A 13,748-nucleotide genomic window follows, 5' to 3' on the forward strand; every position below is an offset into this window, starting at 1 on the left:
TTTATGTAACTTATTAAATTAACGAAATTCCACTTCAGCACGGCAGACCGCTTTGCCCTCGTGACAGATGGCGGTGGCATAACGTGCGTCTCCGAGGCTTCTTCGATACAGGTCAAGCCTCATGCCATAGCGTCCCTCGGCCAGAAAAGCGATTTCAAACCGTGCGATCGACCGCGTACGATACGTTTCGATATCGAACAGGTCGAGCATCACCTCCATATATTTGATACTGTTGAGATGTCCGTTGATATCGAGATCACTGTATTTTACGGTATAGCTCATGGCCTCGGCATCGGGCGACTGTTCAGCTGCCGCCGGCTTGCCTGATAACGAGACGGGACACGGCCGCAACGTCAGATAGTCCGACAATCCTGTTTCGACAAGTGATACGGGGCGGCGCGTCGTTTTATCGATCGCTGCCCATACCGAGCGCGCATAACCGAGCGTCTCACCAGCCGATGTCGTAATTTCGAAACATCGATACGTAAAAATTCGCTCCACTCGTTCGACCCATGTCATGATCCGTATCGGTTCGGACAGACGTATCTCATCAGAGATTTCGATGGCTAACCGCGAAAGCACCCATGCCGTATTCCGAGCCTCCATATCTTCGTAACCGTAGCCGCGCTCAGCCGCATGGCATGTAGCCGCATGTAACAGATAGTCGCCCAAGGTCGGAATGGTCAGCCTACCCCTAAAATCGAGCGAATACACCTCTGTTTGGTACGCATACGTCCCGACTTTCCCGATGGGCTGCTCCGTCTTCTTCATGTCCTCACCTTGTTTGAATCTGTTTTCCGGCAAAGATAGTTTTTTTAGACGTACGGGAGGCGTTCGAAGTCTGATTTATGCGCCATCACATAAAAATCGGGGAAGGACACCGGTCATGGCTTCACTTCCTCCAACTCTTCCAATTCTTTCAGATTTTGCAGCATGATCTTAAAACTGCGAGAGAAAATCCGCTTGTATTCAAACACAGCGCCGACACCGCCTCCAGCGAAAAGGGCGAACAGCATCCCCCAGAACCACAAAGGAAATGTTGCTTCCAATGTAAGTAAATAGATAACCACCGTAATAAACAGCAAAAAACCGATCACATAGCTCACTATTGCCATACGTCGGTAGAATCGATAGGCACGTTCTACCTTTCTGATTTTCGCACAAACAGATTCCGAGAAATCGGCTCTATGGATTTTCAGAATTAGCATCATGGTTGTCACAATAGCACACAAAAGATAGATTAACACCATCATATTAAGCACTTCTACAAAACTGCGTGCCCGACCTTGTCCCCATAGAAGAATAGGAATACCGATCATCATGATCACCAGTCCTACGACAGAATAACCGATCATTTTGTTGGATGCTTTGTCCGATTGGTCGAGCAATATTTTCCGTATAATTGCCGACTGTAATCCTTCCTGTTGTTGCATACGCTGATCAAGCCCCCTCCATGCGCATTTTAACCCAAATCACGCGATATACTGTTGGGCGTTTTCCATTAATAATGGACGTATGAATGTACGACAATGGTTACGTCAGGCTTACAGCCCTCCGCCGAGATACGATGCTTTTTTTCCCCCAACGCTTCGCATTGGGCTGAATGATCTCCCCCCCCCTATTTATTAATGGTTAATTGTCATGCCGGGTACATGATTCAGCGTGTAACACGCATAACCATTACCCGAAAGGGCTGAAAGCCCGAATTATTTCAGCCCCATCCCGTAAGGGTGGGGGATCGACATCCGGACCTTGTTCGAAGGGCTGAAGGCCTGAATTAAATTCATCCTTATTTGTTCTATTGCCGAATCTGGGTTTAATTTTCCCAGTTCCATTGTGTTGTAATTTATTGATTAGACATATTGATTAGTTTTTCTTTGGTGTGTTACAGCTTTCCGGCTGCGGCTTCGTCGAGACAGTAAACGAGGTTTCCGGCCGGTGCGACGCGCGTAGCCGGCAACGTGAGGTTCTTCTTGCGTATCACCTCGTCGAGAATCTCCTGCTTGCCCGCTCCGGTGCAGAGGAAGACCACTTCTTTGGCGCGATTAATCACACCGCCGGTAAGGGTAATGCGCCGCTGTCCGTTCTGCGGATGAGTAGCCAAAGCCACGATATCTTCCGTATCGAAAAGCGACAAGTTATCGGGGAAGATAGAGGCCGTATGACCGTCTTCGCCGATGCCGAGGATGATCAAGTCGAATTGCGGAAAACCGTCGGCAAAGGGAACTTGTTCGCGTATGCTTTGGTCGTATGCGGCCAGGGAACGATGCTCGTCACGTTCGTACCGGACGGGAAAAACCGATGTTTCGGGCACGATGCCCGAAGCGATCAGGATACGATGGAAGACGCCGAAGTTACTCTCGTTGTCGGTTTGCGGCACCATCCGCTCGTCTACCCAGAAGAAACGTATCTTCGACCAGTCGGTTTGCGTGTACTTCTCTGCGATGGTATGAAAAAGCAGTTTCGGGGTAGAGCCGCCGGACAGTGCGACGTTGGCTCCTTTTTCGGCCATACGTGACAGCAATCCGGCCAGATGCAGACAAGCCTCTTCTGCCGAATGATATCTGTTCAGTGTCATCAGAGTTCGCAATAAGAGTTATCGGATGTCAGATTTTTGCAGGGGTAGCGCCATTCGTAGCCGTCGGCAGCGAGCAACGCATCGGCCTGTTCGGGGCCCCACGAGCCGGCAGGATAGCCATACACCGGGATGGCCGGATTTTCATGCCAAGCCTCGAGGATGGGCTGCACAAACTGCCACGTAGCTTCTACCGCATCGCCACGCTGATAGAGGGTTGCATCGCCTGTCATGCAGTCGGACAGCAGCCGTTCGTAAGCGTCGGGGATGTGCCGTTCGTTGAGTGACGAGTAACGGAAATCCATGCCGACCTGATCGACGTGGAAACCGGCTCCGGGCACTTTCATCCCGAACTTGAGCAGAATACCTTCGTCGGGCTGGATACGTATGACGAGCTGATTCCCGATGTTCTCGATGCCGTTCTTACGGGCGAAAATCCGGTGCGGATTGGGACGGAAATGCACGACAACTTCCGTGACGCGCGTAGGCAGGCATTTGCCGGTACGGATGTAGAACGGCACCCCACTCCATCGCCAGTTGTCGATGAAACATTTCATCGCCACGAACGTTTCCGTCTTCGAAGCCGGATCGACCCCTTTCTCGTCGCGGTAAGCCTTTTGTGCGACGCCCCGAATCGTCGACGAGGTGTACTGTCCGCGCACCACGTATTCGGGCACCTGCTCCGCTGTCATCCGCCGCAGGGAGAGGAAGACTTTCAGCATCTCGTTACGGATGGCATTGGCGTCGGACGACACAGGCGGCTCCATCGCGGCGATGGCCAGCAACTGGAGCAAATGATTCTGAAGCATATCGCGCAGAGCGCCGGCCGTTTCGTAATAACCCGCACGCGACCCGACCCCCAGCGCCTCGGACGAGGTGATTTCAACGTATTCAATGTAGTTCCGGTTCCACAGCGGCTCGAAGATGCTGTTCGAGAAACGTGTTACCAGCATATTTTGAACCGTCTCCTTACCCAGATAATGATCGATACGGTAGATTTGCTCCTCGTCGAAATACCGGAGCAGTTCGCGGTTCAGCTGCACCGCGCTCGCGTAATCGTGTCCGAAAGGTTTTTCGATGACAAGGCGCTTCCATCCTCCCGTCTGACAGGCCAACCCCGCGTGATGCAGCGACTCTGCCACGGAAGCATACATAAACGGGGGTATGGCAAAGTAATAAAGATAATTGGCATTGCATACAACCGTTTGCGAGAGCGACTCGAGGCGTGTTTTCAACCCCTCGTAATCGGCCGGATTGTTCGTGTCCATCGCATGATAGTGCAAGCTCGCGGCAAAACGTTCCACCGATTCGTCGTCGACGAACGAAGCCGGAGCAAACTGTTTCACTCCGCCGGCCATTTTGTCACGAAACTCGCCGTCGGTCAGCGATGCGCGTCCCACCCCGAGTATCCCGAACTGTTCGGGCATCAGTCCCTGATAATACATATCGTAGAGCGCGGGGATCAGCTTGCGCCATGTCAAATCTCCGGATGCTCCGAAGATTACCAATATAAAGTTTTTCTGTTCTTTTATTTCCATGTTCCTGTTTTCTTGTCCTGTTATTTTTGACAAAGGTAGCATAAATCCGTCATTATCTCTCTCGTTGCGGCAGAGAATTATGACGAACGATATCCCAAGAACGTATGACCGAATGCTGAAGAACAGTCAGGCAGTGCAGGGCAGAGCAGCCGGTCAGTTGATGCCTTCGTAATACTCCATAATCTTTTTACGCAGCAGATATTCGTACTTGGCCTGCGTTCGGTTCGACATGGCTTTCGTCATGCCTGTTCTGGATTGATTATACTCATAGACCGTAGCGCGTCCGTTGGCAAACTTCTCATTCATATAACCGAACGATTTGCGCGCCGAGACGTAAGCCGCCTCCGAAGCCTTGTACTTCTCTCCGGCGGCGACTGCATTGTAGTAAGCCTGCTGAATATCTTTATACAAGGCCTTCTTCGTATTCTCCAACTGTAATTCCTGTCTGCGTTTGTCGAGTTTGGCGCTGCGCACTCCGTTACGCGTAGCCCAACGGTTGAAGATGGGCACACTCAGGTTGAAGCCCAAATACTGATTCCGGTTCTTCTTCAACTGTTCGGAGAACGAAAGATTATCCATACCATCGGCGAAATAGTAGTTATTGCTATATCCGGCCCTGAACGAGAGGGTCGGATAATAAACGCTCCGAGCCATCCCGATATTCTTCTCGCTGCTTTTCAGGCGCAATTCTTCAGCACGTACCGACGCCCGTGTCGTCAATGCCGTACGGTAGATATCCTCCGGCTTGCGCGCCAGAAGAAATTCCACCTCTCCCGCCGGCTCTTCAACGGCAAATCCTTCGGGGCCGGGCAGTTCGAGCAGTTGGGTCAACCCCAGCAAAGCGATTTGCAAATCGGATTCTGCCTGTACGACCGATAACTCATCATTGGCCACCTGCGCTTCGACTTCATAAATCTGCGCTTCCGAGGCACGTCCTGCCGCGTGCATGCTCCTGATGCGCTCAAGCTGTTCACGGCTGAGCGCAAGCTGCTCGTTCGATACGCCTAACAGCTCTTTCTGGTAGAGCACCTGCAAATAAGCCGAAGTGACGGTAATCTCCATATTCTCCTTCACCTTCTCCAACTCTGCGGCTATCGCCTGCAAGTTCAGCCGGGCTACCGCCTCCTCATTCGTAATCCGAAAGCCCGTGAAAACCGGAACGCTGGTAGAGAGAGACCAGTTGGTTGAACGGGAGTTTTGATCTTTATAGGTATTATCATAGCCCGAAGGAGAGCGTCCGAAGTTCCATCCCTGCGAAGCGCTCGCTGAGAGGTCCGGCAGACGCTTGCTCCTGACCGTGCTCAGCGTCACCTCCTGCTGCTGCACATTCATTTGCTGCATCCGCACCTCAAGGTTATGCTCTTTGGCATAGTCGATACATTCCTGCAACGACCATTTCTTCACATTCGCATGCTCCTGCGCCGGGAGCATACCGGCAAACAATAAGAGCGAAAGTCCTATCATCTTCGTTCGTTTCATCATTTCGTATCTTCCGTTTTGTCCGTTCCACATACCTGACATTTCCCTGCAATCAGTTTTCTTTATTGACAGCCGCACCGCGTATCTTGTCCGAAGATGTCAGCCCCTCTTTTACCTCAATCTTGATGCCGTCGCTCAGTCCGGTTTTGATCGGATGCCTCTCAAAAACCTGCGTCGGTTTCTCCTGCTTCACCAGCTGCACAAAGGCCGAGTCGCCACGAAACTCGACCGTGCTTTCCGGAATCGTGAGAACGTTCTCGGCACGTTTCAGCACAATCTCCGCATTTGCACTGTAGCCGGCACGCACAAAGGCGGTGTCGGGCAAAGACACGGCTGCCTTGATCTCAAACTGAATCGCCCCGTTCTTCTCCTCGCCCTTAGGCGAAACATATTCCAATACGGCGTGAAACGTCTGACTTTCCAGCGCACCGATCGTCAGTTTAATCGGCATGCCTTCGTTGATCTTCCCGATCTCCGTCTCATCTACATTGCCTCTGAAGATCATATCGTTCATATCGGCGACGGAGGCTATCGTCGTACCTTCGTTGAAGTTATTGCTTTGGATCACTGAATTGCCGACCTTCACCGGCACATGGAGAATCATTCCCGTGATGGTACTGCGAATCTGCGTCGTACTGCTTACTTTCGAGTTCTTCGCAATCCCGTCGCGCACAATTTCGAGCGCGTTCTGCGCATTGGCATATTCTTCCTTCGCTTTCATGTAGTTGGCCTTCGATACGTCATACTCTTCAGCCGTCATAATCCCCTGCTTGAACAGCTGCTCGTCACGTTTAAACGTGCTCTCGATCTGCTTCAGGCTGATATCGGCCACATTGACACGCGACTCGGCGCTGTTCAACTGCACCATCTCCGGTATCACTTTGACACGGGCAATAATCTCGCCGGCCGTCACTTTTTGCCCGGCTTCCTTCATCAGCTCGGAGATGATACCCGATATCTGCGGCTTAATCAATACCTCGTAACGAGGTTCCACATGGCCCGTTGCGACGGTCTTGGTCTCCACTGTTCCCGTCGCGGGCGTGACAATCTCGTATACCGTCACTACCGGTTGCGCCTTCTTCCACAGGAAAATAAACGTGCTCAATACCAGCAGCCCCACAAACGAAAGCAGGACGATCCTCATAATCTTCTTTACCAATCTGTTTTTCATCTTTCTGTCTTTATACTTTATTTATTCGTCTCTAATCGCATCGATCGCTTTGATCTGCATCGCCCGCCAGGCAGGAATGAGCCCCGCCAACATACCGCACACGAGCAGTACGATCGTCGCAACGACAGCCGTCCCGATATGTACGCCCGGATGAAGTATCGCCGGGCTATCGCCGGGCTGAGCCGAGAGGATACGGTCTACCAGATCGAGCAGGAATACGCCGAAACTCAACCCCAGCAATCCGGCAAGAGCCGTCAACACAAGGCTCTCGCTCATCACCTGCGAAACAATGTTCCACGGCTTTGCCCCGATGGCGCGACGCACGCCGATCTCACGTGTACGTTCTTTCACCGTCACCATCATGATGTTACTGATACCGATCACACCGGCCAGCAGGGTTCCCAGACCGACCAGCCAGACCAATGCGTCGATCCCTCCGAACAACATGTCGAACATCCGGAACTGAGCGGCCAGATTGATGACGAGCACGGCCTGTTTGTCGTCCGGCGCGATACCGTTCTGGCGTTTCAGAATCCCGGTGATGTCGTCGATGACTTTCTGAATCGGTTGCTTGGGGTAAGCGCTCACACAGAGGAAGTGCATAATGTCTCCCTGATTCAATGCCTGCTGCATGGTGGTATAGGGCAAGAAGACCGTCTCTTCCGAACGTCCTCCGATGTTAATGTTCGCAGAGCGTCCCTTCACCACACCCACGACCTGATAATACAGTCCGTTGACACGTACATATTTCCCACAAGGGTTTTCGTTCTTAAACAGTACCTCATTGATCCGCGTGCCGATCAGACACACCTTGCGCTTCTCGCGGGAGTCGATCTCGTTCAACAGACGGCCGAAATGTAACTGCTGCCTCTCGATCTTAAAATAAGAAGGATGAACACCTTTCACATTATATGTCCCTGTGAGTTGGCCATACACCACATTCTTCTCTTGACGGGATCCCCAAAGCACGGGCGATATGGCTTCGAGGCCTTCCACCTCACGCTGTATCGTTTCCAAGTCACGGTTACGCATGTTCCATTGCCTCCCTTTGTTGAAGCCGCGATACGGCTTGCCCGTGCGTTCGGCAATGAAGAACACCGAGTTGGTCGCAAAGCCTTTGGTTCCCTCATACATGGCATTCTTCAGCCCCGCTCCGGAACCTAACAGGATGACAAGCATCAGAATACCCCAGAACACCCCGAAGCAGGTCAGCAAACTGCGGGTCTTGTTGCGGGTAATGGTCACCCATATCTCCACCCATCGATCCGTATCAAACATCATCCACCTTTTCATCATTCTACCCTCATGGCTTCGACCGCAGGGATCTTGACCGCTTTACGTGCCGGGAAATAACCGGCGATCACCCCTGCGATAATCAGTAAAACCGTCGCCGAAACAGCGACACCTAAGTCTACGGTCGGATGGCGGAAAAGCGTAAGATTTTCACCCGGACCGCCACCCGCATGCGCGCTGTTGGCACCCGTCATCGTCATGATATAATCGATACCCTCCGTCAGTCCGATGCCCGTTACCATCCCGACATAGCCGAAAGCGGCCGTGATCAGGATGGATTCGATGATGATGAGCCGGAGGATCGACGACGGCTTGGCGCCAATCGCTTTCCGAATGCCAAATTCGCGCGTGCGCTCACGCACCGTCACCAGCATGATGTTACTCACCCCGACAATCCCCGCCATCAGCGTACCGATGCCTACAATCCAGATGAAGACGAGAATCCCGTTCATCATCATGGTGAACATCCGGATGTTCTCTCCCATATTCCATATCCCCAAAGCCCCTTTGTCCGTCGGATCGAACTGATGACGGCGTGCCATCTTCCTGAGAAAACGCTCTTCAAACGCTTCATTCTCGGCCTGTGTCGTAACCCCTTTCACCGTAAAGAGCAGTGAATTTAACCCTTCGCCTCCGTTATATAACTGTTGAGCCGTGGTGAACGGGAGATAGGCCGGCATGTTATTGCTCATATCCTTCTCGTGATATATACCGATCACCTGAAACATCATCTGCCCGATGCGGACATATTGCCCCAACGGATCAGCCTCATGAAAAAGCACTTCGGCCATGCGTAGGCTAAGCACAATCACTTTGCGACGCTCACGCATATCGATATCATTGACAAAACGTCCTTTTCCGGGATCGATCCGGATAAAATCGATCTTCGCAAGATCCGGTGCCACTCCCATCATTTCGCCGTTCAGGAACTCTTCGCCGTAGACGAGCGTGTCACTATGCGAGACGGTTCCCGTATAAAGGTCGACCTCCGGGAAGTCGGTTTTCAGATGAGCAAGATCATCGTTTTTCAATTGCAGTCTCCGGTTTTCACGGTTACCCTTCCACGGTTTGGTAGTATAGCGTGGCCAGACTTCGATACGGTTAGCCGAGAAATCGCGAAAGTTATACATTACGCCATTGTGGAGTCCGTTGCCGGCTCCCAACAGGATGACCAGCATAAAAATTCCCCACGCAACCGAAAAGCCGGTCAGGAAGGTACGGAGCTTGTTCTTCCGCATCGTGCTCCAGATCTCTCGCAGGTTATCAAAATCTAACATGGCCTTTGTTCTATGAGTCCGTCCTTCACATGCACAATCCGGTCGGTCACTTCGGAAACGGAGCGCTCATGCGTCACGATGATCATTGTCATCCCGGTTCGGTTGACTTCGCGCAACAGCTCCATGACCTCGACCGTCGTCTTGCTATCGAGCGCTCCCGTCGGTTCGTCGGCCAGAATCACTTGCGGTTGCGCAATCAGAGCGCGGGCAATGGCTACTCGCTGCTTCTGCCCGCCCGACATCTCATTGGGCATGTGTTCCGCCCAGTCTTTCAGCCCGACACGGTCTAAATATTCAAGCGCCAAAGCGTTTCTCTTCTTTCGCGAGACGCCTTGATAGTACAGCGGCAGTGCCACATTCTCCATGGCATTCTTGAACGAGATCAGATTAAACGACTGAAACACGAAGCCGATCATCCGGTTGCGCAGTTCGGCCGCGCGGCTCTCGCTGAGGTTACGGATCAGCTGGTTATCGAGGTAATACTCACCCGTATCGTATGTATCCAGTATGCCAAGGATATTCAACAATGTACTTTTCCCCGAACCCGATGCTCCCATGATGGAGACCATCTCGCCCCGTTCGATATCCAAATCGATCCCCTTGAGCACATGCAACGGGGCACCGTTATAATAAGTCTTATGAATCCCTTTCAGTCGAATCATCATCGTTTTTCAGTCTATTTCGATTCTATTTCTTTTCTGTTAGACGCAACTCTTTTCTTTTTGTTACAAGATAGCGTTCGTTTTCTTCTGTTCTAAACCTCATACATGCTGCACAAGGCACATTCTTCAAGCTGTTTTTCAATATTTATCCCCTCGCTTCCCATACTGTTATGGACTGCACCTACTCGCAGGAACACCTCGGTTCTACGACGTTGTTTCCTTTTAGTCAGACCGGTTCAATCAATGGATGTTGATTTGGTATCACCCTTTTAATCTGCCGGAAAAACGGGAACAATATACGAATGTTTTTTCATGCAAAGGTAAGATGGCATAAAATTTTATCCCGCCGATTTGTTTTTCTGGTTATCGGAAACAAAAAACAGAAGCGAGAAAGAGTCTGCACCGTCTCTCATCGTTCAAATTTCACGATCAGCGAACTCAGCGGAGCAACATACAACAGATGTCCGACGGTGACGGAGCGACCCGACAAGACGTCTTTTCCTTCCGGCTTGTAGTTGCGTAATACTTCATCATAGCGCTCCCAATTAATCGTGCATGGTTGGCTCGCAGCATTCACACAGACAAACACCGCCCCGTTATCGTCATACCGGAAATAAGCGTACATATTATCCTCGACGGCGAAATGCATCGTTCGCCCATGATGAATAACGCTCTCCGTTTTGCGCCAGTTAAAAAGCCTGCTGTAATGATCGAACACATCCTGCTGAACAGTCGAACGTTGCGAAGCATCGAAAAGATTGAGCGTATCGCCCGGCCATCCTCCGGGAAAATCGACCCGCAGGCCACCGTGCCCCTGCGTAAGATCTTTTGAGGCAAACATCAGTTCATCACCGCTGAAGATCTGCGGAACACCGCGTAAAGTGGCCAATAACGTAGCCACAAGCTTTGCCTTTTCAGGATTCTTCCCGACCTCATCGGCCACACGCTCGGTGTCATGATTTGCCGCCATAATCAACAGACGACACGGATCATCGAACAAAAAATCGTGCGAGAGCGAACGATAAATCAGCTTCATCCCGCTGTCCCAACTTGTATCGTCGTCTGTCAGCGCCTTGCATAACACGCTTTGAAGCGGGAAATCCATTACCGAAGGGAGGTAAGAACAGAAACCGTCCTTATTCTTCGTGCCGGCTTCCCAGTAGGCAAGTTGAGCCGGCGAAGTCGTCCAACACTCTCCGACAATATTCACAGCCGGATATTCGGTACGAACAGCCTTACACCATTCGGACATCGGCTCTTTCTCGTTGTAGAAATACGTATCGACGCGCAGGCCGTCCAAATCGGCATATTCCATCCACCAGACTGCCCATTGCTTGAAATACTGCAACAGGTCGGGATGATTCAGATTCATATCCGGCATGCTTGTATCGAACCAGCCGCTCTCGTGCACCATCCGGTCATGCGTCGATGCATTCGGATCCATATTCACGGAAGACAGATGGTTAGATGATGTATAGCGATCAAACTGATGCACCCAGTCTTGATAGGGTAAATCACGCATCCACCAATGTGCCGCCCCGCAGTGGTTCGTCACCACGTCCATAATCACCTTCAGCCCCCGCCGGTGACACGCGGTGACAAATGTCCGGTAAAGCGCATTATCGCCAAAACGCGGATCGATACGATAGTAATCGGCACAGGCGTAACCGTGATACGACGACTTCGGCTCGTTATCGAGTAGCAGCGGAGTAGACCAGACAGCCGTAGCGCCGACCGAGGCGATGTAATCAAGCCGATCGATCATACCCTGCAAATCACCTCCGTGACGTCCGAAATAATCGTTCCGGTCAGGCTTCTCGGCCGTGTCGTATGTAGCATCGTTTTTCGGATCACCGTTTGCAAAACGGTCGGGCATGAGCAGATAAATCATATCGGCCGACGAGAAACCCTCTCGCCCTGCCGATTTCTCCCGCCTGCCTTCCAACTTGTATGTACAGGTAAACTTCTTCTTCCCTTTACGTAACAACAAGGTATACTCGCCCGCCCGTGCATCGGGAGCAATATCCATATCGACAAACAGATAATTCGGACTTTCCGCGTTACGCACCTTGCGCACGGACATCCCTTGCTGATCGACCTCGACCGAACAGTCACGCAAATTCTCTCCGTAAAACATCAGGGTAAGCGGCGTATGCATCCCCACCCACCAGCTCAGCGGCTCAACCCGCACAATCTTCTGCGCTCCGGCACTGAATGAAAGAAAAACAAGAACAAATAAAAAGAGCAATGTTTTCATTGTGTATTTTTTCTGCAAAAGAAAGCTATAATCCGTCTTTTTCGACTTTCTACGAGATAAAATATAAACCGGACAAACGACAACCATCTATCTAAAAAGAATTTACTGCCTCTCAATGCAAGAAAAATATAATGCTCGTAGAACTTTTATTTTATTCATTCGTCTTTTAATTTTGACCCTAATATTGCATTCAAAAAAACCGGATATCTGACTCGTAAAAAACGGAACAGCATATAAAGATAATTTTCAAACTAACGCGAGGATAAAAATTTACAAAGCCTAATGAAAGGATTCTCGTACTGCAGTGCTGCTTTTTGTATATACGATTGACATAAAGGCTTATCTTTCCAATAAAAAAACGTTTGATAAAGATTCTCGTCATTACAACAGTCGTTGAGGTATAAAGAGAGTTCATAAGGATTGTTAAAATCACGAACATTAATAAAGCAATTCTCTCCTGGCATAAATTCTTTTATATTAGGAGCGCCATAATATATCGGTACAGAACAAACGGAAAGAGGATCAAAAAATTTTTCAGTCACATAGTCGATTTCTATCGAATTCTCAAAGGCTATCACAAATTTATAATTACGATACAATTCCAATTTCGATTTCTGACCAGTATCATTTTCAAGTTTCTTATTATTAAATATTTTACCGTAAGAATCGACCTTTATGTATTTCATTAGCTCCTGAATATATTCTAACCTGTGGCTTTTGTTGAATGGACTTGATATCATCATACATATATTCCCCTTTTTTTTCAAGAAACGCTTTTCCTTGTGAAATGTCTCTATATGATCATACTGATAATAAGGATATGTCCTGTCCTGAGAAAAGTTGACAAAAAAAATTAGGACAAAAAGAGGAAAAAAGTAATTCGGTACAGTAATTGTTTTCAACGACTTTGTTGCAACGGTATAAAAAATAGGGGTTATTGGTATATTTTTATGTTTGCAAACGCCTTTGTCATTCCGAACACAGTGAGGAATCCCACCCCGGTAAAGGGAAGAGATTCTTCGCTTCGCTCTGAATGACAAATTAATGGTTAATTGTCAATTGTTAATTGTTATGCCGGGTACATGGTATCCGACCGCAGAGGAACATCCCCCCCTCCCCCCCCCTTCAAAGGGGGGAAGAGCGAAGCGAAGGGGGGATGTTATCCCTTCAAAGGGGGGGAATGCGGAAGCGAAGCATTGGGAAAACAGGCAACCCCTCAGCGGAGGGCTGAAAGCCTGAATGAATATGGATTTAGATGCCGTCTTTGTCATTCCGAACGTAGTGAGGAATCCCGCCCCGGTAAAGGGAAGAGATTCTTCGCTTCGCTCTGAATGACAAATTAATGGTTAATTGTCAATTGTTAATTGTTATGCCGGGTACATGGTATCCGACCGCAGAGGAACATCCCCCCCTCCCCCCCCCTTCAAAGGGGGGAATGCGGAAGCGAAGCATTGAGAGAAAAGCGAGCACAAGGTTCGCCCCTACGCGGCATTTCA

General features: G+C 50.1%; 11 protein-coding genes. All 11 read right to left on the reverse strand.

Annotated features, from left to right (window positions below; genetic code table 11):
• Positions 1–18: 18 nt before the first annotated feature.
• Complete coding sequence (locus BFO_RS02050) at positions 19–771, reverse strand: acyl-[acyl-carrier-protein] thioesterase (protein ID WP_014223910.1); 753 nt, start codon at positions 769–771, stop codon at positions 19–21.
• A gap of 113 nt (positions 772–884) precedes the next feature.
• Positions 885–1,433, reverse strand: a complete 549-nt coding sequence (locus BFO_RS02055) for a hypothetical protein (RefSeq protein ID WP_014223911.1) — start codon at positions 1,431–1,433, stop codon at positions 885–887.
• Between the two features lie 452 nt (positions 1,434–1,885).
• Complete coding sequence (pgl, locus tag BFO_RS02060; protein ID WP_014223913.1) at positions 1,886–2,578, reverse strand: 6-phosphogluconolactonase; 693 nt, start codon at positions 2,576–2,578, stop codon at positions 1,886–1,888.
• Positions 2,578–4,113: a glucose-6-phosphate dehydrogenase gene (gene zwf / locus BFO_RS02065; RefSeq protein ID WP_014223914.1), complete on the reverse strand. Its 1,536-nt coding sequence runs from the start codon at positions 4,111–4,113 to the stop codon at positions 2,578–2,580. Before zwf ends, pgl begins: the two co-directional genes overlap by 1 nt.
• Before the next feature lie 153 nt (positions 4,114–4,266).
• A complete protein-coding gene (locus BFO_RS02070) occupies positions 4,267–5,595 on the reverse strand; it encodes a TolC family protein (RefSeq protein ID WP_157755272.1) in 1,329 nt (442 codons plus the stop codon).
• 49 nt (positions 5,596–5,644) lie between these two features.
• Positions 5,645–6,763, reverse strand: coding sequence for an efflux RND transporter periplasmic adaptor subunit (locus tag BFO_RS02075; protein ID WP_014223917.1), 1,119 nt, complete (start codon positions 6,761–6,763; stop codon positions 5,645–5,647).
• A 21-nt stretch (positions 6,764–6,784) separates the two neighbouring features.
• Positions 6,785–8,041: an ABC transporter permease gene (locus BFO_RS02080; RefSeq protein WP_014223918.1), complete on the reverse strand. Its 1,257-nt coding sequence runs from the start codon at positions 8,039–8,041 to the stop codon at positions 6,785–6,787.
• Between the two features lie 14 nt (positions 8,042–8,055).
• Positions 8,056–9,333 (reverse strand): ABC transporter permease, encoded by a 1,278-nt coding sequence (locus tag BFO_RS02085; protein ID WP_014223919.1) that lies wholly within the window; start codon positions 9,331–9,333, stop codon positions 8,056–8,058.
• Positions 9,327–9,995: an ABC transporter ATP-binding protein gene (locus BFO_RS02090; RefSeq protein WP_014223920.1), complete on the reverse strand. Its 669-nt coding sequence runs from the start codon at positions 9,993–9,995 to the stop codon at positions 9,327–9,329. The genes BFO_RS02085 and BFO_RS02090 overlap by 7 nt, the downstream gene beginning before the upstream one ends.
• 409 nt (positions 9,996–10,404) lie before the next feature.
• The gene (locus BFO_RS02095) at positions 10,405–12,252 is read right to left on the reverse strand and encodes a glycoside hydrolase family 13 protein (protein WP_041590584.1); all 1,848 of its coding nucleotides are present in this window, start codon (positions 12,250–12,252) and stop codon (positions 10,405–10,407) included.
• A 251-nt stretch (positions 12,253–12,503) separates the two neighbouring features.
• Entirely contained in the window at positions 12,504–12,995 is a 492-nt protein-coding gene (locus BFO_RS02100; RefSeq protein ID WP_087879792.1) for a glycosyltransferase family 10 domain-containing protein, read from the reverse strand.
• Positions 12,996–13,748 lie beyond the last annotated feature (753 nt).

This window comes from Tannerella forsythia 92A2, from assembly GCF_000238215.1.
Classification (GTDB): domain Bacteria; phylum Bacteroidota; class Bacteroidia; order Bacteroidales; family Tannerellaceae; genus Tannerella; species Tannerella forsythia.